The following is a 22,364-nucleotide window of genomic DNA, read 5'->3' as shown; positions in this document are numbered from 1 at the left end:
AGCATGATCAGCGATACAACGTCCCTGGACAGTGTTTCCTGTCAGGTCGTCGAAGTCTTGAACAAGGTGATTCTCGAGCTTCAGACCGAGGTCAGCAGCGCGTCGATCTCTACATTCCATCAACAGGCGCTTGAGCGGGTGCGCGCACTGGTGCAGTTCGACAAGGCCTGATGGGGAATATCACCATGGCCGGCAGAACCAGAGGCCCTGGCTGCACTGCAACACACTGCGGCCTTGCTGGAGGCGCTCGGGCATATTGGACAGCCGATTCGCTGCCGCTGGGTTCTCACTTTGCCGCGCGGTTTGGCGACGAACTGACCTTGCTGAGCCTTGCCGGGCAACTGGAGCGCGCCCAGCCGTGGGCCGCACGCAGGCCGCAGTTAAACGCTTACGCGGTTGATGCGAAGGGATTATTGGCGGTGATGGTGGTAAGCCAGGCAAGACCACCGCCTGCGTTGCTGGCGGCGGTCTACCGGCTCCAGGCTTATGGCTCGCCAGCCGCTTGCGGTGCAGGCGCCGGGTGCGACCAGGTCAGGTACCGGAAGCGGTCGTAGAGACCCGCCACTACCTGCCCGCCTGCAATCCTGCCCGGAATTGCCGTTTGCAGGGTGCCGATCGCGCTCCCCAAACGCGAGGTGCTGACGTAATCTCCGGCCCAGGACGCTGCCGCCCTGCCAGCCTGATGCGCCGCCTTGCCTTTGTCAGTCAGGTAGCTCAACCCCTTGCCGGCTGCTGCGCCAGCCACTTCTCCAACCATACCGGGAAGTGTGAGGTTGGCTGCGGTCAGGACCGCAGCACCGGAGGCGTAGCCTTTGATCCCCTTGTCGAGAAAATTCCAGACTTTGTTGACGCCCAGAAACCCCGTCATCACCAGATTCAGACCGACGATTTCCTTGAAGACCTGAACCGCCTTTTGCATATCGACTTCAGGGTTCATGGCCAGTTTGAGCATCTCCGATACGCACCAGACGCCATCCGCCGCGTAATCGGCTTTGCCGACCATGCTTTTCATCAACATCACCAGCGCCGCACCGATACTCGCCGTCAAGGCCACCAGGCCCAGCTTGGTGTAGAAGTCAGGGTCCGCCTTGCGCTCCCCCTCGGCCAGTTGCAGCCCTGCGCGCAGGGCATCGGCGACTTCGAACCTGGCCTGGAACTCGCTGCTTTTGGTGCCCAGGTATGTCAGGCTCGAGTTCATGATGTCGGTGATGCTTTTGTCTTGCTTGTACAATTCGGTCGCCACTTTCATCTGCTGGGCAAAATGCTCGCTGACGTCGAAATGCTTGACCACGGCCAGATGGTCTTCCTCCGGGATGCGGGCGTTCCCGGTGTCTTGCCTGGCAAGCTTGCTCTTGGCGAGCTTGAAGGCAGCGACGATCGATTCACGGTTGAATACGCCCAGCGTGGCTGCGCCCGATGCCACGGCCGTTGCGATACCGAAGCCGACCTGCTCCAGCAGGTGTTCGTTCCTGGCAAAGGTGGGCTGCGCCACGATGGCGTTGGCCAGCACGGTGACGAAGTAGCGGTTCAGGCCATGATCGACATTGGTCCGCGCGTTGGTCAGCTCGTTCATCATCAGGCCAGCCATGAACACCGCGTTCTTGGTGAAGTGGGCAACCAGCGATGAGCTGTAGGAGTTGTCCTTGCTGACGAACGCCACGGCCAGTGGCAAGGGTGCCAGCGCGAGCAGCATCGCCGGGCTTGCAAGGACGCGACTCTTGAGCGAGGCGCCGTTTTTGAGCGTGCCCAGTTCGGCATTCATGCTTTTGTTGAGGCTGAGCAACTCGTCTTTCACATCAGAGGGCAGCCCCGAGCGGCTCAACACTGCTGGCAACTGTTCGTTGTGAGCGCGCCAGGCGTCGAGTTGCCCCTGAGCATTGGCCTGAACGATTGCGCCCAACATGTCACGCTCGGCTTCGCTCAGCGCAGACGATGGCTTTTCAAGCAGCGTCTGCACAACGTCGGACGTCGTGGTAGCGGCACTTGGCAAATCACCAAGACGGGCCAGTTGCTCCTCGCTCAACACCAGCGAACCGTTGGCCAGCGCCAACCGCAGTTTTTCATCGAAACCCATGCCGCACCTGGCCTCAATGTCTTCTTCAGGGGCGAAGGGCAGCGGGGTATTGCTGACGATATCGCGTTGTTCTTGCGTGAGATGCAGCACATGCTTGTTCAGGAAGGCATGCATCTGATCGGGCGACAGGTGTGGCGCCGGGGTGCGCATCAAAGCCAGCAACGCCTTGTCATCCATCGGCGCGAGCGCCCCGTAGGCATCAAACTTGCGCACCAGATTGCCGCCGGCCTTGAGCAAGGCCTGGCGTGTGGTCAGCCTGGGCTCGGCAGGCTCGTGGCCAGGTGCAGGTGCCTCGCCTGGCTCGATGGAGATTTCCTCCAGCCTCGGCAAAAGATCGTGTTCGCGCAATAGCTGCAGCAGCGCCCCCGCTACTTCCGCCAGCTCGCGCAATTCATTGCAGGCTGGCGCGTCCTGGCAATTTTCGGTCAATGCCTGCAATGCGCCCGGCAACATCTCCAGATCATTGAGCGTGTCGGCATGTGAGCGCAGCAGACTGACGACCGCGTCGGGTTGACGCTGGAGGCTGTCATTCAAATCCGCCGTACGCTGCTTGGCCGTGCGAACGAAATGACTGAAGAGCGTGTAAGACGAAACAACGGGGGGCTCTGCGCCCAGCGTCTCGGGATCCAGATGAGTCAACGTCAGCAGATCCGGAATCGCCCGGGCCAGGGCGGACGGTCGGGCAGCCAAATGAGCGACGGATTGGTGCAGCCGCGCCGTCCTGAGCCCTTCACAGGCCTGCGACAGCGAGTCGTGAGATGCGTGAGCAGCCGGCATATCGGCCAGCCGGTGAGTACAACGGTCAAGCAGTTCTCTCAGCGCCGACACCTGATCCTCGCTTGCCAGTTGATGCCAGCCCTGCTCGGTCGTGCCGACCTCGGCGACGCTCTGACAGAGTTGAGCAACGGTGTGCCAGGACGGATGCTGTTTATCCAGCTCACGCTGAAGAGCAGACAACAGACGCACAGAGTCCTGCTCTGGCGCAGCCGAGGTGCGACCAAATGCCACGGCCAGCTCGCCGGAGGCAAAAAACGCTACGGTACGAGCCTGCTGCGGAGTTTGCTCACTAACGCCGGTTGCATCGCCGGACGCAGGAGCAACCTCCGGCAATGAGGAATGAGAGGAGCGCGTGATCTGAGAGGGCATCATGGCGTTTTTACCTACTGTCGGTGGATATGGGCAACAGACCGACTGAGTGTCGTCCGGCCCGGAACGGTTCCGGCAGTTGAAGGGAAATAGATGCGTGATCGCTGAAAATTCGAGTGGATGTGCCCGGTTCACGCCGCCGATGACTAAATCGATCTCGACCCTCTCATGTGGGCGAGCACCCCACAGAAAGAGCCTTGCGCCTGCGGCATGTCCATGATTTCAGGCCTTGTCGAAACCCGCGTGAACGGCGTCACTGGTCAAGATGACTGCCTTTCATATGCCAGATAAAACCCGATGGGGTAGAATACCCGCCTTTTCCGCCATGCCCCCTTGAGGACTGCCATGTTCAGCCGTGATTTGACTATCGCCAAGTACGACGCCGATCTGTTTGCCGCCATGGAGCAAGAAGCTCTGCGTCAGGAAGAACACATCGAGCTGATTGCCTCGGAAAACTACACCAGTCCGGCCGTCATGGAAGCTCAGGGCTCGGCCCTGACCAACAAGTACGCCGAAGGCTATCCAGGCAAGCGCTACTACGGTGGTTGCGAGTACGTCGACGTTATCGAACAACTGGCCATCGACCGCGCCAAGGAGCTGTTCGGCGCTGATTACGCCAACGTCCAGCCACATGCGGGTTCGCAAGCCAACTCGGCGGTCTACCTGGCCCTGCTGCAAGGCGGCGACACCATTCTGGGCATGAGCCTGGCTCACGGTGGTCACCTGACCCACGGCGCCAGTGTTTCGTCCTCGGGCAAGCTGTACAACGCCGTTCAGTACGGTATCGATGCCAACGGCATGATCGACTACGACGAAGTCGAGCGCCTGGCTGTCGAGCACAAGCCAAAAATGATCGTCGCCGGTTTCTCTGCCTACTCGCAGATCCTCGACTTCCCGCGCTTCCGTGCAATCGCTGACAAGGTCGGTGCCTACCTGTTCGTCGACATGGCTCACGTAGCCGGTCTGGTCGCCGCAGGCGTCTACCCGAACCCGGTGCCATTCGCCGACGTCGTGACCACCACCACACACAAGACCCTGCGCGGTCCACGTGGCGGCCTGATCCTGGCGCGCGCCAACGCCGAAATCGAGAAGAAGCTGAACTCCGCGGTATTCCCTGGCTCTCAGGGCGGTCCGCTGGAGCACGTCATCGCAGCCAAGGCCGTGTGCTTCAAGGAAGCGCTGCAGCCTGAGTTCAAGACCTACCAGCAACAAGTGGTCAAGAACGCCAAGGCAATGGCCGGTGTGTTCATCGAGCGCGGCTTCGACGTGGTTTCCGGTGGTACTGAAAACCACCTGTTCCTGCTGTCGCTGATCAAGCAGGACATCTCCGGTAAAGACGCCGACGCCGCCCTGGGTCGCGCCTTCATCACCGTCAACAAGAACTCCGTACCGAACGACCCACGCTCCCCGTTCGTCACCTCCGGCCTGCGCTTCGGCACCCCGGCAGTGACCACTCGCGGCTTCAAGGAAGCTGAGTGCAAGGAACTCGCGGGCTGGATCTGCGACATCCTGGCTGACCTGAACAACGAAGCCGTGATCGAAGCCGTTCGCGAGAAGGTCAAGGCCATCTGCGCGAAGCTGCCAGTTTACGGCGCTTGATAAGCCTGGTTTAAACGCAGTACCAAAAGCCCCGGTTCGTGAGAGCCGGGGCTTTTTGTTGGGCAGATCACTCTATGGGCAGAAGCTCAGCCGCTGCCTGACCTCTCAGCCGCATACCCTCTCGAACCCCGCCCGGATCTTCTCCTCCGGCAATTCATCGGCAATAAACACAATCACACTCTCACGCTGCTCGCCTTCGGCCCACTCGGTATCCCAGTCGAAGCCATACAGTTTAAGCACCCCTTGAAACACCATCTTGCGCGGTTCGTCTTCGATGTTGAGCACGCCCTTGTAGCGCAGCAGTTGCTTGCCGTGGTCCTCCAGCAGTTCGTTCATGAACTCGCTGAGGCGGTCCAGGTTTAGCGGTTTTTCGCTGCGCAGGACGAGGCTGGTGATGCGGTCGCCTGAATTGCCGACAGGGGCCAGTGGGCGCAGGATCATACCGCCGCCGAGGTCGGCGTTGAGGTTGAAGCCGCGCACATCGAGCAGTTCGGCAAGGTCGATGTTGCCATGTTCGACGATGCGGATCGGGGCGCGGCGGTTGATGCGGGTCAGCCGTGCGCTGAGGGCATCGAAGGTTGCGTCGTCGACCAGATCACGCTTGCTCACCAGCAATCGGTCGGCAAAGCCGATTTGCGCCTGGGCGATGGTTTGCGCCAAGTGGGTATCGGCGTGTGCAGCATCGACCAGGGTGATGATGCCATCGAGGATATAGCGCTCGCGCAGCTCTTCATCGATGAAGAAGGTCTGCGCGACGGGTGCAGGATCGGCCAGGCCGGTGCACTCGATCACCAGCCGGTCGAAAGCGATTTCGCCACTGTCCAGGCGCTCCAGCAACAGGTAGAGCGCCTTGGTCAGGTCGGTGTGGATGGTGCAGCACACGCAGCCATTGGACAGGGTCATGATCTGTACGGGATCAGTGCCGAGCAACTGGCTGTCGATACCTGCATCGCTGAATTCGTTTTCAATCACGGCGATTTTCAGGCCGTGCTCGGCCTTGAGCAGGTGGCGCAGCAAAGTGGTTTTGCCTGCCCCCAGAAAACCGGTCAGCACGGTCACGGGGATGGGTTGCAACTCAGTCATAAGGCTCCTGGCGTGATGCATTCAGCTGAAATGAAAACGCGCCACAGGTGATGGCCTGCGGCGCGTCGGATCAAACAATAACGCAGTTCAGAGGATCAGCAGCACTTCGGACCGCCCTTGCCGCCGTAACGTGCCTCTTGCCGCTCCCGGAAGAACTGCTCGTAGGTCATCATCGGCTTGTCCGGGTGGGTGTTCTGCATGTGCTCTACGTACGTGTCGTAGTCAGGCATGCCCACCATCAGACGCGCGGCCTGACCGAGGTATTTCCCGAGGCGACTCAGGTCATTGAACATGGGCAAATCCTCTGTGGGTAACCATCATCACACCTGCGACGCTGGCGGCATGGCCTGGTAAGGAGCTTCCTTGTCGGTACGCGCCTTGGTGGTCCACGCCGCACGGCCTACTTTAAGGGCGTAGAACAGAATGCTGAACACCACGAACAGGAACAGCACGGTCAGCCCGGCATTGGTGTAAGCGTTGAAGATCACATGCTGCATCTGGTCCATGGTCTTGGCCGGGGCCAGGATCTGGCCGGCATCCGCCGCCGCGCTGTATTTCTTGGCCAGGGCCAGAAAGCCCACCGCAGGATTGGCGTCGAACAGCTTGATCAGACCAGCCGTCACGGTGCAGATCAGCAGCCAGGTGGCAGGCAGCATGGTCACCCACACATAGCGCTGACGCTTCATCTTGATCAGCACGACGCTGGCCAGCATCAGGGCAATACCGGCGAGCATCTGGTTGGAGATGCCGAACAGCGGCCACAGGGTATTGATGCCGCCCAGCGGGTCGATTACGCCTTGGTACAGAAGATAGCCCCACAGCGCCACGCAACCACCGGTGCCGATGGCGTTGGCCGTCCACGACTCGGTGCGTTTCAAAGCCGGAACGAAACTGCCCAGCAGATCCTGCAGCATGAAGCGTCCGGCTCGTGTACCGGCGTCGACTGCGGTCAGAATGAACAGCGCCTCGAACAGAATCGCGAAGTGGTACCAGAACGCCATGGTGTTTTCACCCGGCAGCACCTGATGGAGGATCTGCGCGATACCAACCGCCAGCGTCGGCGCACCACCGGCACGCGCCAGCACAGTGTTTTCACCGATGTCTTTCGCAACAGCAGTCAATTGCTCCGGCGTGATGGCAAAGCCCCAGCTGGAGACAGTCTGCGCGACAGTCACCACGTCACTGCCAACCACCGCAGCCGGGCTGTTCATAGCGAAGTACACGCCTGGCTCGATCACCGAGGCGGCAACCATTGCCATGATGGCCACGAACGACTCCATCAGCATGCCGCCGTAACCGATGTAACGAGCGTTCTTTTCGTTATCCAGCAGCTTGGGCGTGGTGCCCGAAGAGATCAGCGCGTGGAAACCCGATACCGCACCGCAAGCGATAGTGATGAACAGGAACGGGAACAGTGCGCCCTTCCAGACCGGGCCTGTGCCGTTGGTGAACTGGGTCAGGGCCGGCATTTTCAGCTCGGGAGCCAGAATCAGGATGCCGATTGCCAGTGCCAGAATGGTGCCGATTTTCAGGAAGGTCGACAGGTAGTCACGTGGCGCAAGCAGCAGCCAGACCGGCAGCATTGCTGCTACAAAACCATAGCCCACCAACATCCAGGTGATCTGCACGCCGGTGAAGGTGAACATCGGCCCCCAGGTCGGATCGGCCGCTACCATGCCGCCGACCCAGATCGAACCGAGTAGCAGAATGACACCGATAATGGAGATTTCACCGATACGACCCGGGCGGATGTAGCGCATATAGATGCCCATGAACATCGCGATCGGGATCGTCGCCATGACCGTGAACATGCCCCACGGGCTCTCGGCCAAGGCCTTGACCACGATCAGCGCCAGCACCGCCAGGATGATGATCATGATCAGGAAACAGCCGAACAGGGCGATGGTGCCGGGAATACGGCCCATTTCCTCGCGAACCATGTCGCCCAGCGAGCGACCGTTACGGCGCGTGGAGAGGAACAGGATCATGAAATCCTGTACCGCACCGGCCAGCACCACACCGGCGATCAGCCAGAGCGTACCGGGCAGATAACCCATTTGCGCGGCCAGTACCGGGCCGACCAGCGGGCCTGCACCGGCGATGGCAGCAAAGTGATGACCGAAAAGGATGTGTTTGTTGGTCGGCACGTAGTCCAGACCATCGTTGTTGACCACCGCCGGTGTCGCGCGCAGCGGATCGAGCTGCATGACATGGGTGGCAATGAACAGACTGTAGTAACGATAGGCAACCAGATAGATAGCCACCGCAGCGACCACTATCCACAAAGCGTTGATCGCTTCTCCGCGACGCAAGGCCACGACCCCAAGGGCACATGCCCCGACAATTGCAACGATGAGCCAGGGAACATGGCGCATCAGACTATTATTATTTTTCATTTTTTATTCCAGCAGAGTTGACTAGAAGGCAAGCAGTCCGAGTTTAGCGCCGGATCAGCGAAAGACCACCCCCAACCATGGTCTAGAGCGAAATTTGATCAATTGCGGCAGATACCCGGCATAGAGGGCTGGAATGGCCTCGACAGATGGTTGCCGGATCACAAAACAGTGATGCGGAACTGTTCTGTAATGGCTTTCAGGTCTATCGTGCAGGAACAACAGAATTGATCAGATAACGACCTGCCCGCTGACCTCCGGTGGCGGTCAACAAGAGAGTTCATTCGATGACCGACTCACCTGCAGATCGCCGTCGTTTCAAGCGCATTGCCTTCGACGCCAAAACCGATTTGAAGCAAGGCGATCAGACCTGGAAGGTTCAACTGGTCGATCTTTCCCTGAAAGGGTTGCTCATCGAGCGGCCTGATCCGTGGAACAGTGATCAGACGCAGCCCTTTGAAGTCGACATCATTCTAAGCAACGACGCCCACGTAAAAATGGGTGTCAAAATCACCCATGACAACAGCCGCCAATTGGGATTCGTTTGCCGGCACATAGGGCTGGAGTCAATCAGCCACCTGAAGCGGCTGGTCGAATTGAACCTCGCAGACCCCGAGGAACTGGATCGGGAACTGGCAGCCTTGATCGAACTGCAGGGATAATCCTCGGGGCGAGGTTATTCGAACAACGCATCCAGTGCCTGCTCCAGACGCGTGACGGCAATGATCTGCAAACCGGGTGGCGCTTCCTTCGGCGCATTGCCTTTAGGTACGATGGCCCGCTTGAAGCCATGCTTGGCGGCTTCCTTGAGGCGCTCCTGGCCGCTGGGCACCGGCCTGACCTCACCCGACAGCCCCACTTCGCCAAACACCAGCAAGTCATGCGGCAGCGGACGATTGCGCAGGCTGGACATCACCGCAGCCATCAAGGCCAGGTCGGATGCGGTTTCCAGCACTTTCACACCGCCCACTACGTTGAGAAACACGTCCTGATCGTGAGTCGGAATACCGCCATGTCGATGCAGGACCGCCAGGAGCATGGCCAGACGGTTCTGGTCCAGACCCAGCGTTACACGACGCGGGTTGGACATGTGGCTGTCGTCCACCAGCGCCTGAACCTCCACCAGCATCGGCCGCGTGCCTTCCCAGGTGGCCATGACCACACTGCCCGGCACTTCTTCCTGAGCACGGGTGAGAAAAATCGCCGACGGGTTGGAGACTTCTTTCAGGCCCTTGTCGGTCATGCCGAACACGCCCAGTTCGTTCACCGCGCCGAAGCGATTCTTCACCGCCCGCAGCAGACGCAGACGGCCATCCGACTCGCCCTCGAAATACAATACGGTGTCGACCATGTGCTCAAGCACACGCGGGCCGGCAAGCGCGCCCTCTTTAGTGACGTGACCAACCAGAAAGATCGCCGTGCCGCTCTGTTTGGCGTAGCGCACCAGCAAGGCCGCGCTTTCGCGAACCTGCGACACGCCGCCCGGTGCTGACTGCAACTGTTCGGTGAAAATCGTCTGGATCGAATCGATCACCATGACCTTGGGCTTCTCGACCTTGGCAGTGGCAATGATGGTTTCGATACAGGTTTCAGTCATGACGCGCAGCTTGTCCTGCGGCAGCCCTAGGCGTCGGGCACGCATGGCCACCTGCTGCTGGGATTCCTCGCCGGTGACATACAGCGCGGGCATGCGCTGGGCGATATTGCACAGTGTCTGCAACAGAATTGTCGACTTGCCGATGCCGGGGTCGCCGCCAATCAGCACCACCGAGCCGTCAACCAGCCCGCCGCCCAGCACTCGGTCGAGCTCGGTGGAGTTGGTGGAGAAGCGCGGAATCTCTTCGACACTGACTTCTGCCAGGGTTCTGATTTGCGCCTGTGAACCGGTCCAGCCGGTACGCCCGGTGGGCGGCGCAGCAGCGCCACTCTCAATCATCGTTTCGACCAGTGTGTTCCAGGCACCGCATTCGCTGCACTGGCCCGCCCACTTGGGAAATGTCGCGCCGCACTCGGTGCAGCCGTACAAGCGTTTGGCCTTGGCCATGACAACCCCAGTCGTAAAAAACGCCCATGATAACGCAGGTTGCGCCAGCAGTTACCTGCGCAGCGAACCATGACTTTCAAAACCGGATAAAACTTACACAAGCCGCTCCGGTCGATTGAACGTAGAACGGACGACAACTGTAAGGCTGGACTACACTCTCCCGGATCACTTTTATCTGTAACAAGGAATTACCCATGAGCGTACTTAGCGAGTTCAAGGCCTTCGCGGTCAAAGGTAACGTGGTCGATATGGCCGTCGGTATCATCATTGGCGCGGCATTCGGCAAGATCGTTTCGTCGTTCGTCGGCGATGTGATCATGCCACCGTTAGGCTTGCTGATCGGCGGCGTGGACTTCAGTGACCTGGCCATCACCCTGCGCCCTGCGCAAGGTACGGCACCGGCAGTGCTGCTGGCTTATGGCAAGTTCATCCAGACGGTTATCGACTTTATTATCGTCGCGTTCGCGATCTTCATGGGCGTCAAGGCCATCAACCGCCTCAAGCGCGAAGAAGCCAAGGCACCGACCCTGCCACCAACGCCTTCCAAGCAGGAAGTGCTGCTGAGCGAGATTCGTGACCTGCTCAAGGAACAGAACAAACCGGCCGCGCCAGTCACTGTAGACCCTACGCGTCCGCTTTGATCGAATAAGGCCTGGACCTGCTGACTATCGTCCCCACGCTCCGCGTGGGGATGCATTTCCAGACGCTCTGCGTCCAGCCTTTAGCGCGGGGAGAGTCATTACTTGATTCTCGTTCCCACGCTCCGCGTGGTAATGCATTTCGTGACGCTCCGCGTCACACAGTTCTGCGATTCAGTGAGATTCAGGCTCGACTCGAGTCACCTTTTCGCCCCTCGGCGAGTTACTTTGATGGGGCCAAAGTAACCAAAGCCCCTCGCTCCTGTTTCCGGCCCGACTTCGTCGGGTTCCTTCGCCCTGTCACTAATCCGGGGGTCGCCGCAACGGGCCATCCATGGCCCGGTGCGGCTAGCCTGGCGTCCTGCCAGGCTACCCCCGGATCAGCGCCAGGACTCAGCCGTCACTAACGTCGCACTCTGCGTCGTCAGTGCCATCGTGATAAAAAAGCGCGTCTATAAGCACTGAATACGTGCAAGACATAACATCGTGCCGCATCAATGAGGTATGACGCAGAGCGTTCTGCCTTCCCCACTTACCAATACGTCTCCACCGCAACCTGCCCCGGCTTGCGTGACAGGCTCAGGCGCATGTCACGCTGTTTGAGCAGTGCACGTGTGTCGTCGATCATCTGCGGGTTGCCGCACAGCATTACCCGGGAATGCTCAGGTGTCAGTGCGATGCCTGCCGCGCGCTCAAGCTCGCCGTTTTCAATCAACTGCGTAATGCGGCCACTTAGTGCGCCCGGATGCTGTTCGCGGGTCACAGTCGGTAGAAACAGGAACTTGTCTGCGTATTCAGCCAGATATTCACGCTGCATCAGTTCGCCAATCAACTGCTGATAGGCCAGTTCGCGGGACTCACGAACGCTGTACACCAGAATCACCCGCTCGAACTTCTCCCAGACCTCGAAATCCTGAAGGATCGACAGAAACGGCGCGACACCTGTACCTGTGGATAACAGCCAGAGGTCACGGCCATCGACAAAACGGTCCAGGGTCAAATAACCAAACGCCAGTTTTTCCACCATCAATTCGTCGCCTTCGCGCAGACGACTCAGTTCGCTGGTGAATTCGCCATCCGGCACCACGATGGAAAAAAACTCCAGAAACTCGTCGTGCGGTGAAGACACCATCGAGTAGGCCCGCCATACGGTGGTGCCGTCGGCCTTGGTCACACCGAGGCGCGCAAACTGTCCTGCCCGAAAGCGAAAACCAGGGTCGCGCGTGGTGCGCAGGGTGAACAGGTTGCTGGTCAGCGGCGTGACACGCTGCAGTGTCTGTCGGGTGAATTTGTCGTCACTGACGGTCATGGTGTGCTTTGAACTCCTGAATATGAAAAGCAGAACCCAGTGTCCCGCAAAGCGGGTCCGATAAACACCGGCTGTTTGTGGTGAATTACCCGGTCAGCAGCGCTGCGGCTTAGAGTATTTGGTTCTTGAGTCCGCAAATACCTGACCGAACCTCTACAGGGCAAATTGCCGCGACCTCTCTTGCACAGGGGTTCCAGCCAAAAGGCCGATAACACGCTGCCAAGTGCCATCAGCCCATCCGTCCGGGTAATGCGCGCAGGCGCAGTTTGCGGTGTTTTTGTTCCTAGACTGGATAAACGAACAGCAAGGTCTGGACACGTACTGCAAGGAGGCTACATGAACACAATGGAAATAAAATTTTCACAGCCCTCGCCAGCAAAAAACCTGACTCAGAGAGAAATTGAAGTCCTCAAGTGGTCCGCCGAAGGCAAGACAGCTGGCGATATCGCAATGATTCTCTGCCTGAAGGAGTGAACCGCCCCGGGTTTCTCGGAGACTCCAACCTTTGAGAGGATGGAGCGATGAAAAAACTACCGAAGTATTCCCCAGAGGTCCGTGAGCGGGCCATCAGGATGGTTTTCGAACACCTTCCTGAGTACGAGTCGCAGTGGGCCACCATCAGTGCCATTGCCCCCAAGATCGGCTGCACGCCCGAGACATTACGGCTGTGGGTTCGCCAATCTGAGCGCAACAGCGGCCAGCGTGATGGGCTGAGCACAGTCGAACGTGAGCGAGTCAAGCTCTTGGAGCGTGAGAACCGTCAGTTGCGTCAAGCTAACGAGATCTTGCGTAAGGCCTCAGCCTATTTTGCCCAGGCGGAGCTCGACCGCCCATTCAAACGATGAAGACGTTTATTGATGAAAACCGCCAGTCTTACGGGGTCGAGCCGATTTGCAAGGTGTTGCCAATCGCCCCGTCGACGTACTACCGGTACGCTGCTCAGCAGGCTGACCCCAGCCAGCAGTCAGCGCGTGCGCAGCGTGACCAGGAACTGGGTGAGCACATCCAGCGAGTCTGGGATGAGCACTTCCAGGTATATGGCGTGCGCAAGGTCTGGCGACAATTGCTGCGTGACGGACTGCAAGTCGCCCGCTGTACGGTGCAACGTCTGATGGGAGAGCTGGGCCTGCAAGGCGTGGTACGCGGCAAGCCCGTCAAGACGACGGTCAGCGACCAAGCCAGGCCGTGCCCGCAGGATCATGTCAACCGTCAGTTTGTGGCTGAGTGCCCGAACGCCCTATGGGTATCGGACTTTACCTACGTCAGTACCTGGCAGGGTTTTGTTTACGTGGCCTTCATCATTGATGTCTTTGCCCGATTCATCGTCGGTTGGAAGGTGTCCAGTTCAGCGCGTACCGATTTTGTACTCGATGCACTGGAGCAAGCCCTTTACGCCCGTCGCCCAGTCAAGCAGGGTGGACTCATTCACCACAGTGACCGTGGCGTGCAGTACGTGTCCATTCGCTATACCGAGCGTCTTGTCGAAGCCGGTATTGAGCCATCGGTCGGGAGTGTCGGTGACTCTTACGACAATGCTTTGGCTGAGACCATCAATGGTCTTTACAAGGCTGAAGTGATTCATCGACGCTCTTGGCCCACACGGGGGGCGGTGGAGCTGGAAACCCTGAAATGGGTGGACTGGTTCAATCACCGCCGCCTGCTGGAGCCAATCGGTCATATTCCACCGGTCGAAGCAGAAGCAATCTATTATCAGCAACTCACCGAGTCTGCCCAGGTGGCATGACTCAAACAAAAGGGTCTCCGAGAAACCCGGGGCGGTTCAGAGCGCACCATCCACTTTCACATTGCCAGCGCCATTCAGAAAATGGGCGTTTGCAACAAGACGGCTGCTGCCGTACAGGCCGCACTGAGCGGGATGTTCTGATAAAGCACGCAGCCGAACCGCAATCAAACAGGTATGAAAACGAAAAAATACGTAAAATCGTCTGCCTCGGCGAGCCCACCTGTCTTCGGGCTCACTGACATACTTTCGATTGCACAGAGTTCTCCCGCCAATGCCCCTGCTCATCAGTCCTTTCGCTGAACTTGATCTCATTCGCCAACCCGAGCAACAGGATGAGCCGTTGCAGGCATTCGATGCTGCTGACGAGTACCTGCTCAATCATGTTGCAGAAACCGGACTGAGCCTGCAAAGCCGGGTGCTGGTGCTCAATGACAGTTTCGGCGCACTGGCGGCGAGTCTGGCGTCTCATGCCACGGTGGTCAGCAGCACCGACTCTTTCCTGGCTGCAAAAGGTCTGGAAAAGAACCTGGCACGCAATGGCATGAGCTATGACGCGGTACCACACATCCCGGCCAGCGAGCCCTTGAACGGGCCATTCGACTGGGTGCTGATCCGGGTGCCGAAGACCCTGGCGCTGCTGGAAGAACAACTGATACGCCTGCAGGGTCAACTGGCACCGGGGGCTCGCGTGGTCGCGGCAGCCATGGTCAAGCATTTGCCACGTTCGGCTGGCGACCTGCTGGAGGAATACGTAGGGCCGGTGCAGGCCTCACTGGCGGTGAAAAAAGCCCGGCTGCTGTTCGCCACGCCGCAGCCCATGGAAGTGCGGACTTCGCCCTACCCGACCCGTTACCGTCTGGACGAGCCGGCCATCGAACTGCTCAACCACGCCAATGTATTTTGCCGCGACGGGCTGGACATCGGTACCCGGGCATTCCTGCCTTATCTGCCGAAAAACCTCGGCACCGCAAGGGTCGCCGACCTGGGATGCGGCAACGGCGTGCTGGCTATTGCCAGCGCGCTGGACAACCCGCAGGCGCACTACACGCTGGTCGACGAGTCGTTCATGGCCGTGCAATCGGCCACCGAGAACTGGCGCGCAACGCTGGGCGAACGTGCGGTGGCAGTTCGGGCAGCCGACGGGCTGGACACTCAGGAGCCCGACTCGCTGGATGTGGTGCTGTGCAACCCGCCCTTCCATCAGCAACAGGTGGTGGGAGATTTTCTTGCCTGGCGCATGTTCCTCCAGGCGCGTGCCGCACTGGTTAACGGCGGCGCGCTGTATATCGTCGGCAACCGTCACCTGGGTTATCACACCAAGCTGTCGCGCCTGTTCCGCGGTGTCGAGCAAGTGGCGGCCACGCCGAAATTCGTGATCCTGAAAGCACGCAAGTAATCCACGGCGCAAAAAAAGACCCTCTTGCCAGCGGGTGGCAAGAGGGTCGCAAAACGTGTCCGCAGACACGAACGGGAATTAGCAATCAGTGTGTCGTCAGGCCCGCTGCGCTCATGAGCATGCGCATCAGGCTGGCTACGATAAACAGCGCAAATACGCTGCCCGCCCAGATCCCGACCAGCCAGGCCAGGCGTTGCCAGAGCGGTTTGCTCAGTGCCGGATCAGGATCGTGCATGGAATTTTTACCAGACATCGTCAATCTCCTCGGTTCGAACTAGTGATAACCGTCTGCAGCCGTCACCTTGCCGCGGAACACGTAGTAGCTCCAGAAGGTGTAGCCCAGGATGAACGGAATGATGAACAGTGTGCCCACCAGCATGAAGCCCTGGCTCTGCGGCGGCGCGGCGGCTGCCCAGATCGATACCGAAGGCGGAATGATGTTTGGCCACAGGCTGATGCCAAGCCCGCTGTAACCCAGAAATATCAGCAACAGGGTCAGCAGGAACGGCGTGTAGTGGGCATTGCGGGCGACAGCCTTGAACAAACCGTACATGGTCACCAGCACCAGAACCGGCACGGGCATGAACCACAGTAGATTGGGCATGCTGAACCAGCGATGGGCAATGTCCGCGTGAGCCAGCGGCGTCCACAGGCTGACCACCGCCATGACCGCCAGCACAGCCAGTGCCAGAGGGCGGGCCAGATCATGCATCGCCTTCTGCAGCGAACCTTCGGTTTTCATGATCAGCCAGGTACAGCCCAGCAGCGCATAGGCGACAATCAGGGCCAGGCCGCAGAACATCGGAAACGGCGCGAGCCAGTCCAGTGAACCGCCAGCGAACTGACGATTGACCACCGGAATTCCTTCGATGTAGGCGCCCAGCGCCACGCCCTGAAAGAAGGTTGCAGCCAGCGAACCGCCAATGAACGCCTTGTCCCAGAGGTGGCGTTTCTGTTCGGTCGCCTTGAAGCGAAACTCGAACGCCACGCCGCGAAAGATCAGGCCCATGAGCATGAACATCAGCGGCAGGTACAGCGCAGACAAGACCACCGAGTAGGCCAGCGGGAATGCACCGAACAGTGCCGCACCGCCCAGCACCAGCCAGGTCTCGTTGCCGTCCCAGACCGGCGCGACGGTATTCATCATCACGTCACGGTCGGAACTGTCTTTCATGAACGGGAAGAGAATCCCGATGCCCAGATCGAAGCCGTCCATCACCACGTACATCATGATGCCGAAGACGATGATGATGGCCCAGATCAGCGGAAGATCGATACCCATGGCTTAAATCCCCTTGCCGAGACGGTCAGGATGGTCGCCATCTTCTTCGCCTTCAACAGCAGCGGAGAGCGGACGGGCCGGAGTGCGTTGTTGGCCGGGACCACCGTGAGGCACATGTTCGACATAGGCTTTTGGCCCCTTGCGAACCAGGCGCATCATGTAGCCAAGACCTGCACCGAACAGCACGAAATACACGACCACGAACAGCACCAGAGTGATGCTCATCTGCGCCACGCTGTGGCCGGACGATGCATCGGCGGTGCGCATCAGGCCATACACGACCCACGGCTGACGACCGATTTCGGTAGTAAACCAGCCGGCGAGAATCGCGATAAGGCCAGACGGCCCCATCCACAGCGCCAGGTACAGGAACGGACGCGAGTTATACAGCGTGCCGCGCTTGCGCAGCCACAGGCTCCACAGGCCGGTGAAGATCATCAGCATGCCGAGGGCGACCATGACCCGGAACGACCAGAATACGATTGTCGAATTAGGGCGATCCTCAGGCTTGAACTCCTTGAGCGCCGGCACCTGCTTGTCGAGGCTGTGGGTCAGGATCAGGCTGCCCAGGTACGGAATTTCCACCGCGTACTTGGTACGCTCTTCCTTCATGTCGGGAATGCCGAACAGGATCAGCGGGGTCGGTTCGTCACCGACGTTTTCCCAGTGGCCTTCAATGGCGGCGATCTTCGCCGGCTGATGCTTGAGCGTATTCAGACCGTGGAAGTCACCGACCACTGCCTGAATAGGTGCAACCAGCAAGGCCATCCACATGGCCATCGAAAGCATTTTGCGTACGGCGGGTGTATCGCGACCGCGCAACAGGTGCCAGGCAGCCGATGAACCGACGAAGAACGCAGTGGCCACGAATGCGGCAATCGCCATGTGCGTCAGGCGGTACGGGAACGAGGGGTTGAACACCACTGCGAACCAGTCGGTCGGAATGACACGGCCGTCGATGATCTCGAAACCTTGCGGCGTCTGCATCCAGCTGTTGGACGACAGAATCCAGAACGTGGAGATCAGCGTACCAATGGCAACCATCACCGTGGAAAAGAAGTGCAGCTTACGGCCGACACGGTTCCAGCCGAACAGCATGACGCCGAGGAAACCCGCTTCAAGGAAGAAGGCGGTCAGTACCTCGTAGGTCAGCAGCGGGCCGGTAACAGCACCTGCAAAATCGGAGAAGCGGCTCCAGTTGGTGCCGAATTGATAGGCCATGACCAGCCCGGAGACCACGCCCATGCCGAAGTTGACGGCAAAGATCTTCGACCAGAAGTGGTACAGGTCACGGTAGATGTCATCGCGGGTCTTCAGCCACAGACCTTCGAGCACAGCCAGGTAACTTGCCAGACCAATAGTGATGGCAGGAAACAGGATGTGAAACGAAATGGTGAATGCGAACTGAATTCGGGCGAGATCTATAGCCTCTAAACCGAACATAATATGTTCCTCTCTCAGATGAAACCTGCTGCTGGCTGTGAGCCAACAACGATTGCTCCCACGGTAATGAGTGCTTATGTTTCTTTATTCTGGCGTTTCCGATGGCGAAAACGCTGGCCGAAGCACTGATCACTGCCTGAACGCAATGATGCAGATCAATCGACCATGAAAGAGTAGTCCTGTTCAGCCGCTAAAGTCGTGTGGTCTATTGTCGCGTGGCGAGTTGTCTCACCGGTAGAGCACTTGCAGACGCCCACCGCTCCTCACGCTCTAGCGTGAGAATGCCGTTCGTAAAGCTCCGCGTCACACCTGCGCCGCACCACCTACGCAAGAGGACGCAGAGCGTCCAGAACCGCATGCCAACGCAGGGCGTTGGCACGATAAGCAGTTGGATTTGCGCGCGCGATTACAACAACTTGTCCAGCGTGATCGGAAACTCGCGGATCCGCTTGCCGGTGGCGTGGTAGATCGCGTTGGCAATCGCTGCCGGTACGCCCACGATGCCGATCTCGCCGACGCCTTTGGAACCCAGCGCGTTGACGATCTCGTCGTGTTCTTCGACAAAAAGCACGTCAATGTCGCCGATATCAGCGTTAACCGGAATATGGTACTCGGCCAGGCTGTGGTTCATCGGGCGACCCAAGGTGTGATCAAGCATCGCCTCTTCCTGAAGCGCCATGCCCATCCCCCAAACAACACCGCCCAGAATCTGGCTACGCGCCATCTTCGGGTTAACCACCCGGCCCGCTGCCACGGCACTGACCACGCGATTGACCTTGATCGTACCCAGGTCCTCGTCGACCAGCACTTCGACGAATACCGCCGAGTGCGTCGCCGCTGCGTAGGCTTCACGCTTCTTGTCCGGCTCGGCATCAACTTGCACTTCAATCGCACCACTGGCTTGAAAGGCAGCCAGCTCTGCCATCGACAGCGCCTGCTCGCCCACATACAGCTTGCCCGCTTCGAAACGCACCTCATCCGGCGTGGCAGATGCGAACTGCGGATGAAGCCCTTTGGCAACTTCCAGCACCTGACGCTGCAGGGCCTGACACGCCTGCTGCACCGCTGTACCCACTGAAGACACAGTAAACGAGCCGCCCTGCAAAGGCGCGGTCGGCAACGAAGAGTCACCCAGTAGAAAGGTGACATTCTGCACATCGATGCCCGAGGCTTCAGCAGCGATCTGCGTCATCACAGTGTACGTACCCGTACCGATGTCAGTCGTGGCACTGCTGACTACTAAACTGCCATCAGCCTCAAGACGCGCCTTGGCGCTGGCTTTCATCTGCATGGCTTCCCAGACACCGCCCGCCATGCCCCAGCCGACCAGTTGGCGACCTTGACGCATGCTGCGCGGCTCGGGGTTGCGACTTTCCCAACCAAAACGCTCGGCGCCCTGGCGATAGCACTCGCGCAGCTCTTTGCTGGAGTAAGGTTTGTCTTCATTACCGTTGCGTTCGGCGTAATTGGTCAGGCGCAGGCGCACAGGGTCGATGGCCAGCGCACAGGCCAGCTCGTCCATGGCGCACTCCAGACCGATCATGCCCAATGCAGCGCCCGGCGCACGCATATCCAACGGCGTAAACACGTCCAGCGGCACCAGCTTGTAGGTCAGTTGCACGTTATCGCAGTGATAGAGCATGCCGCTCCACTCAACAACATGCTCGCTGAAGTCCTCGAATCGCGAAGTCTGGCCGATGGCTTCATGCCCAATGGCCAGCAGACGACCGTTGGCAGCCGCCCCCAGACGCAAGCGCTGCACGGTGCGCGGGCGATAGCCGAAGGTGAACATCTGTTGTCGGGTCAGGGTCAGGCGCACCGAGCGCTTCAGATGCAACGCCGCCATCACCGCCAATGGCAGCTGATATTGCGGGCGCAGGCCTGAACCGAAGGCACCGCCGACGAAGGCTGCCAGCACGCGGATCTTGTCCTTTTCCAGACCGAAGACCTTATGCAGGTAGTCCTGACAGTTCTGCGTGCCCTGGGTCTTGTCGTGAATCTGCAGGCTGCCGTCAGCCTGATACAGGACGGTGGAAGCATGCGGTTCCATCGGGTTGTGGTATTCGCTGGGCGTGCTGTAGGTCACGTCAACGCTGAGCGCAGAACTGGCCAGCTCACCCTCGAAGTTGCCACGCGGCGGCGGCAGTTCGGCAGGCGCGTCATGGGCAGTGTCGAGCATGACCTGCAAATCGGTCTCGTGAGCCTGCTGTTCATATTCGATACGCACCAGCGAACCGGCGTGCCGTGCCAGCTCCAGCGTATCGGCAACGACCAGCGCAAGCGGCTGGCCGCTGTACATAACGTTGTCGTTGTAAAAAGGCCGAAACGGCGAACCGTCGGCCGAGTCAGCGTCTTCGTAGTTTTCGTCGTAGCTGGCCACTGAAGGACGATTGGTATGGTCGATGACGGCGACGACACCCGCGACTTTCAACGCCTCGCTGGTATCGATGCTGACGACGCGACCGTTGGCGATGGTGCTGGAGACCACGCTGGCATACAGCAGCCCTTCTTCAGGGTACTCACCGGCGTAGCGCGCGCCGCCTGTCACTTTCAGTCGGCCGTCGACGCGGTCTACCGGCTTGCCCATTGGCGAAAATGGCTGGTTCATCGGGCGCTTCCTCCTGTTGCGGCATCGCTCAAGGCGCGAATGATCGCGCGGCGGGCCAGCCTGACTTTGAAACCGTTGTGCTCCAGAGGCCTGGCATCTTCAAGCATGGCGTCTGCCACAGCGGCGAAGTGCTCGCGAGTGACCGGTTTACCGATCAACAATGCCTCGACCGCTTTGTCGCGCCACGGCTTGTGCGCGACGCCACCCAGCGCCAGACGCACGTCGCGTACCACGTCACCGTCCAGATCAATGGCAGCAGCGACCGATATCAGGGCAAACGCATAGGATGCGCGATCACGAATCTTCAGATAAGCGTTGTGACTGGCAAAGCCCTGTGCAGGCAGCTCGACCGCGATGATCAACTCATCATCGGCCAATTGGTTGTCGCGTTGCGGCGCATCACCCGGCAGGCGGTGGAAATCCGCGAACTCGATGGTGCGGCGACCGGCACGTCCTTCGACATGCACCACAGCCTCCAGCGCAGCAAGGGCCACGCACATGTCGGATGGATGCGTGGCGACACATTCGTCACTGGCACCGAGGATTGCGTGAATACGGTTCAGACCTTCACGCGCCGGGCAGCCGCTGCCCGGTTCACGCTTGTTGCACGGCACACCGGTGTCATAGAAGTAATAGCAACGGGTCCGTTGCAACAGGTTGCCGCCAGTGCTGGCCATATTGCGCAACTGTGGCGAGGCACCGGCCAGGACGGCTTTGCTCAGCAACGGGTACCGTGCCTCGATCAACGGGTGATACGCCAGGTCGGCATTACTCACCAGGGCGCCGATCATCAGTCCGCCAGAAGCCGTTTCGCTGACCTTCCTTAATGGCAGGCCGGTGATATCGATCAAATGTTCAGGCGTTGCGACGTTTTCTTTCATCAGGTCGAGCAGGTTGGTGCCGCCAGCAATGAAACGCGTGGCAGGCCCGCTCAGGTTGACCGCTGCGGTGATGTCGGTCGGCTTGCTGTAGGTAAACGGATTCATGCGTTCACCTCCGGCTTCGGCGCTGCATTGTGAAACTGTGGCAAGGCCTCTTCGACCGCCGCAAGAATATTGCTGTACGCACCGCAGCGGCACAGGTTACCGCTCATCAGTTCCTGGATCTCGGCACGCGTGCTGGCGCGCCCCTCGTTGGCCAGCCCGACAGCCGAGCAGATCTGCCCGGGCGTGCAATAGCCACACTGGAACGCATCGTTCTTGATGAACGCCTGCTGCATTGGATGCAACTGATCGCCGTCGGCAAGACCTTCAATGGTGGTCAGTTCGGCGCCGTCGCACATGATCGCCAACGTCAGGCAGGCATTGATGCGCGTACCGTCACGCAGTACGGTACATGCACCACACTGGCCGTGGTCGCAGCCTTTCTTGGTGCCGACCAGGTCGAGCTGATCACGCAGCAGATCCAGCAGGGTGGTCCAGGGCAGCACGTCCAGCTGGCGCTGCTGCCCGTTCAGGGTAAGAGAAATCGCGTGGGTCGCGAAATCCTTCGGGTTCGGGGTCGTTGCACTCATGGAAACCTCACGGTAGGCGTTCGCTTAGCGCATTTTTATGCGTCTTAAGGGGTCGGACTTCGTGAGGTTTGCAACGTTCAGGCTTTCTTGAT

At 59.4% G+C, this 22,364-nt stretch carries 18 protein-coding genes, 2 pseudogenes and 1 other annotated feature; of the genes and pseudogenes, 8 read left to right on the top strand and 12 right to left on the bottom strand.

What is annotated here, in order from left to right; translation table 11 throughout:
* Window positions 1-3: 3 nt before the first annotated feature.
* Complete coding sequence (locus AC4ANE_RS05575) at window positions 4-171, top strand: hypothetical protein (protein ID WP_002555228.1); 168 nt, start codon at window positions 4-6, stop codon at window positions 169-171.
* 313 nt (window positions 172-484) lie between these two features.
* Here the strand turns inward: AC4ANE_RS05575 and AC4ANE_RS05570 are convergent, their stop codons facing one another.
* On the bottom strand, window positions 485-3,223 hold the full coding sequence (locus tag AC4ANE_RS05570) for a HopW family type III effector protein (RefSeq protein WP_002555229.1): 2,739 nt from the start codon (window positions 3,221-3,223) through the stop codon (window positions 485-487).
* 342 nt (window positions 3,224-3,565) lie between these two features.
* Here AC4ANE_RS05570 and glyA point away from each other — a divergent pair, with 342 nt between their 5' ends.
* Complete coding sequence (glyA, locus tag AC4ANE_RS05565) at window positions 3,566-4,819, top strand: serine hydroxymethyltransferase (protein WP_005733667.1); 1,254 nt, start codon at window positions 3,566-3,568, stop codon at window positions 4,817-4,819.
* Between the two features lie 105 nt (window positions 4,820-4,924).
* On the opposite strand, the gene yjiA is transcribed toward glyA, so the two are convergent.
* The 3 genes from yjiA to AC4ANE_RS05550 all read right to left on the bottom strand — a co-directional run bounded on the left by yjiA (window position 4,925) and on the right by AC4ANE_RS05550 (window position 8,298).
* Entirely contained in the window at window positions 4,925-5,902 is a 978-nt protein-coding gene (gene yjiA, locus AC4ANE_RS05560) for a GTPase (RefSeq protein ID WP_002555231.1), read from the bottom strand.
* 95 nt (window positions 5,903-5,997) lie between these two features.
* On the bottom strand, window positions 5,998-6,195 hold the full coding sequence (locus AC4ANE_RS05555; protein ID WP_002555232.1) for a YbdD/YjiX family protein: 198 nt from the start codon (window positions 6,193-6,195) through the stop codon (window positions 5,998-6,000).
* A gap of 27 nt (window positions 6,196-6,222) precedes the next feature.
* Window positions 6,223-8,298 carry a carbon starvation CstA family protein gene (locus AC4ANE_RS05550; RefSeq protein WP_002555233.1) on the bottom strand — a complete coding sequence of 692 codons (2,076 nt, stop codon included), beginning with the start codon at window positions 8,296-8,298 and terminating at the stop codon, window positions 6,223-6,225.
* 284 nt (window positions 8,299-8,582) lie between these two features.
* On the opposite strand from AC4ANE_RS05550, the gene AC4ANE_RS05545 reads away from it, so the two are divergent.
* Entirely contained in the window at window positions 8,583-8,957 is a 375-nt protein-coding gene (locus AC4ANE_RS05545; protein ID WP_002555234.1) for a PilZ domain-containing protein, read from the top strand.
* A gap of 14 nt (window positions 8,958-8,971) precedes the next feature.
* Here AC4ANE_RS05545 and radA read toward each other — a convergent pair whose 3' ends face one another.
* Window positions 8,972-10,339 (bottom strand): DNA repair protein RadA, encoded by a 1,368-nt coding sequence (gene radA / locus AC4ANE_RS05540; protein WP_002555235.1) that lies wholly within the window; start codon window positions 10,337-10,339, stop codon window positions 8,972-8,974.
* Between the two features lie 194 nt (window positions 10,340-10,533).
* Between radA and mscL the strand changes: the two genes are divergently transcribed.
* Window positions 10,534-10,980: a large-conductance mechanosensitive channel protein MscL gene (mscL, locus tag AC4ANE_RS05535; protein ID WP_002555236.1), complete on the top strand. Its 447-nt coding sequence runs from the start codon at window positions 10,534-10,536 to the stop codon at window positions 10,978-10,980.
* A gap of 529 nt (window positions 10,981-11,509) precedes the next feature.
* On the opposite strand, the gene AC4ANE_RS05530 is transcribed toward mscL, so the two are convergent.
* The gene (locus tag AC4ANE_RS05530) at window positions 11,510-12,286 is read right to left on the bottom strand and encodes a ferredoxin--NADP reductase (RefSeq protein ID WP_002555237.1); all 777 of its coding nucleotides are present in this window, start codon (window positions 12,284-12,286) and stop codon (window positions 11,510-11,512) included.
* Between the two features lie 336 nt (window positions 12,287-12,622).
* On the opposite strand from AC4ANE_RS05530, the pseudogene AC4ANE_RS05525 reads away from it, so the two are divergent.
* The 4 genes and pseudogenes from AC4ANE_RS05525 to AC4ANE_RS05510 form a co-directional block, all read left to right on the top strand.
* A pseudogene (locus AC4ANE_RS05525) lies at window positions 12,623-12,757 on the top strand (LuxR C-terminal-related transcriptional regulator); the annotation flags it as partial.
* 50 nt (window positions 12,758-12,807) lie between these two features.
* A protein-coding gene (locus AC4ANE_RS05520) for an IS3-like element IS51 family transposase (RefSeq protein WP_095178853.1) occupies window positions 12,808-14,030 on the top strand; the annotation gives its coding sequence in 2 pieces (ribosomal slippage) (window positions 12,808-13,093 and window positions 13,093-14,030; 1,224 coding nt in all).
* Window positions 13,086-13,202: a sequence feature (AL1L pseudoknot), on the top strand. Its footprint overlaps the gene before it by 117 nt.
* A 39-nt stretch (window positions 14,031-14,069) precedes the next feature.
* Window positions 14,070-14,171, top strand: a pseudogene (locus AC4ANE_RS05515) (helix-turn-helix domain-containing protein); the annotation flags it as partial.
* 130 nt (window positions 14,172-14,301) lie between these two features.
* Window positions 14,302-15,426 (top strand): methyltransferase, encoded by a 1,125-nt coding sequence (locus AC4ANE_RS05510; protein ID WP_002555238.1) that lies wholly within the window; start codon window positions 14,302-14,304, stop codon window positions 15,424-15,426.
* An 85-nt stretch (window positions 15,427-15,511) separates the two neighbouring features.
* Here AC4ANE_RS05510 and AC4ANE_RS05505 read toward each other — a convergent pair whose 3' ends face one another.
* The 6 genes from AC4ANE_RS05505 to AC4ANE_RS05480 form a co-directional block, all read right to left on the bottom strand.
* Complete coding sequence (locus tag AC4ANE_RS05505) at window positions 15,512-15,679, bottom strand: DUF2474 domain-containing protein (RefSeq protein ID WP_460408752.1); 168 nt, start codon at window positions 15,677-15,679, stop codon at window positions 15,512-15,514.
* A gap of 21 nt (window positions 15,680-15,700) precedes the next feature.
* Window positions 15,701-16,708, bottom strand: a complete 1,008-nt coding sequence (gene cydB, locus AC4ANE_RS05500) for a cytochrome d ubiquinol oxidase subunit II (RefSeq protein ID WP_002555240.1) — start codon at window positions 16,706-16,708, stop codon at window positions 15,701-15,703.
* A gap of 3 nt (window positions 16,709-16,711) precedes the next feature.
* Entirely contained in the window at window positions 16,712-18,151 is a 1,440-nt protein-coding gene (locus AC4ANE_RS05495) for a cytochrome ubiquinol oxidase subunit I (RefSeq protein WP_002555241.1), read from the bottom strand.
* Between the two features lie 406 nt (window positions 18,152-18,557).
* A complete protein-coding gene (locus AC4ANE_RS05490) occupies window positions 18,558-20,759 on the bottom strand; it encodes a xanthine dehydrogenase family protein molybdopterin-binding subunit (RefSeq protein ID WP_002555242.1) in 2,202 nt (733 codons plus the stop codon).
* Window positions 20,756-21,745 (bottom strand): FAD binding domain-containing protein, encoded by a 990-nt coding sequence (locus AC4ANE_RS05485; protein ID WP_002555243.1) that lies wholly within the window; start codon window positions 21,743-21,745, stop codon window positions 20,756-20,758. The genes AC4ANE_RS05490 and AC4ANE_RS05485 overlap by 4 nt, the downstream gene beginning before the upstream one ends.
* A complete protein-coding gene (locus AC4ANE_RS05480) occupies window positions 21,742-22,272 on the bottom strand; it encodes a (2Fe-2S)-binding protein (RefSeq protein WP_002555244.1) in 531 nt (176 codons plus the stop codon). The genes AC4ANE_RS05485 and AC4ANE_RS05480 overlap by 4 nt, the downstream gene beginning before the upstream one ends.
* Window positions 22,273-22,364 lie beyond the last annotated feature (92 nt).

The sequence above is a fragment of the Pseudomonas sp. Pme6b genome, assembly GCF_058129925.1.
Note: the sequence above shows the minus strand (reverse complement) of the source record. Positions and strands in the feature narration are given on the sequence as shown.

Excerpts from the sequence above, each read along its gene's own strand:
- AC4ANE_RS05575 (WP_002555228.1), top strand. The coding sequence starts at position 4 with ATGATCAGCGATACAACGTCCCTGGACAGTGTTTCCTGTCAGGTCGTC.
- AC4ANE_RS05570 (WP_002555229.1), bottom strand. The coding sequence starts at position 3,223 with ATGATGCCCTCTCAGATCACGCGCTCCTCTCATTCCTCATTGCCGGAG.
- glyA (WP_005733667.1), top strand. The coding sequence starts at position 3,566 with ATGTTCAGCCGTGATTTGACTATCGCCAAGTACGACGCCGATCTGTTT.
- yjiA (WP_002555231.1), bottom strand. The coding sequence starts at position 5,902 with ATGACTGAGTTGCAACCCATCCCCGTGACCGTGCTGACCGGTTTTCTG.
- AC4ANE_RS05555 (WP_002555232.1), bottom strand. The coding sequence starts at position 6,195 with ATGTTCAATGACCTGAGTCGCCTCGGGAAATACCTCGGTCAGGCCGCG.
- AC4ANE_RS05550 (WP_002555233.1), bottom strand. The coding sequence starts at position 8,298 with ATGAAAAATAATAATAGTCTGATGCGCCATGTTCCCTGGCTCATCGTT.
- AC4ANE_RS05545 (WP_002555234.1), top strand. The coding sequence starts at position 8,583 with ATGACCGACTCACCTGCAGATCGCCGTCGTTTCAAGCGCATTGCCTTC.
- radA (WP_002555235.1), bottom strand. The coding sequence starts at position 10,339 with ATGGCCAAGGCCAAACGCTTGTACGGCTGCACCGAGTGCGGCGCGACA.
- mscL (WP_002555236.1), top strand. The coding sequence starts at position 10,534 with ATGAGCGTACTTAGCGAGTTCAAGGCCTTCGCGGTCAAAGGTAACGTG.
- AC4ANE_RS05530 (WP_002555237.1), bottom strand. The coding sequence starts at position 12,286 with ATGACCGTCAGTGACGACAAATTCACCCGACAGACACTGCAGCGTGTC.
- AC4ANE_RS05510 (WP_002555238.1), top strand. The coding sequence starts at position 14,302 with ATGCCCCTGCTCATCAGTCCTTTCGCTGAACTTGATCTCATTCGCCAA.
- AC4ANE_RS05505 (WP_460408752.1), bottom strand. The coding sequence starts at position 15,679 with ATGTCTGGTAAAAATTCCATGCACGATCCTGATCCGGCACTGAGCAAA.
- cydB (WP_002555240.1), bottom strand. The coding sequence starts at position 16,708 with ATGGGTATCGATCTTCCGCTGATCTGGGCCATCATCATCGTCTTCGGC.
- AC4ANE_RS05495 (WP_002555241.1), bottom strand. The coding sequence starts at position 18,151 with ATGTTCGGTTTAGAGGCTATAGATCTCGCCCGAATTCAGTTCGCATTC.
- AC4ANE_RS05490 (WP_002555242.1), bottom strand. The coding sequence starts at position 20,759 with ATGAACCAGCCATTTTCGCCAATGGGCAAGCCGGTAGACCGCGTCGAC.
- AC4ANE_RS05485 (WP_002555243.1), bottom strand. The coding sequence starts at position 21,745 with ATGAATCCGTTTACCTACAGCAAGCCGACCGACATCACCGCAGCGGTC.
- AC4ANE_RS05480 (WP_002555244.1), bottom strand. The coding sequence starts at position 22,272 with ATGAGTGCAACGACCCCGAACCCGAAGGATTTCGCGACCCACGCGATT.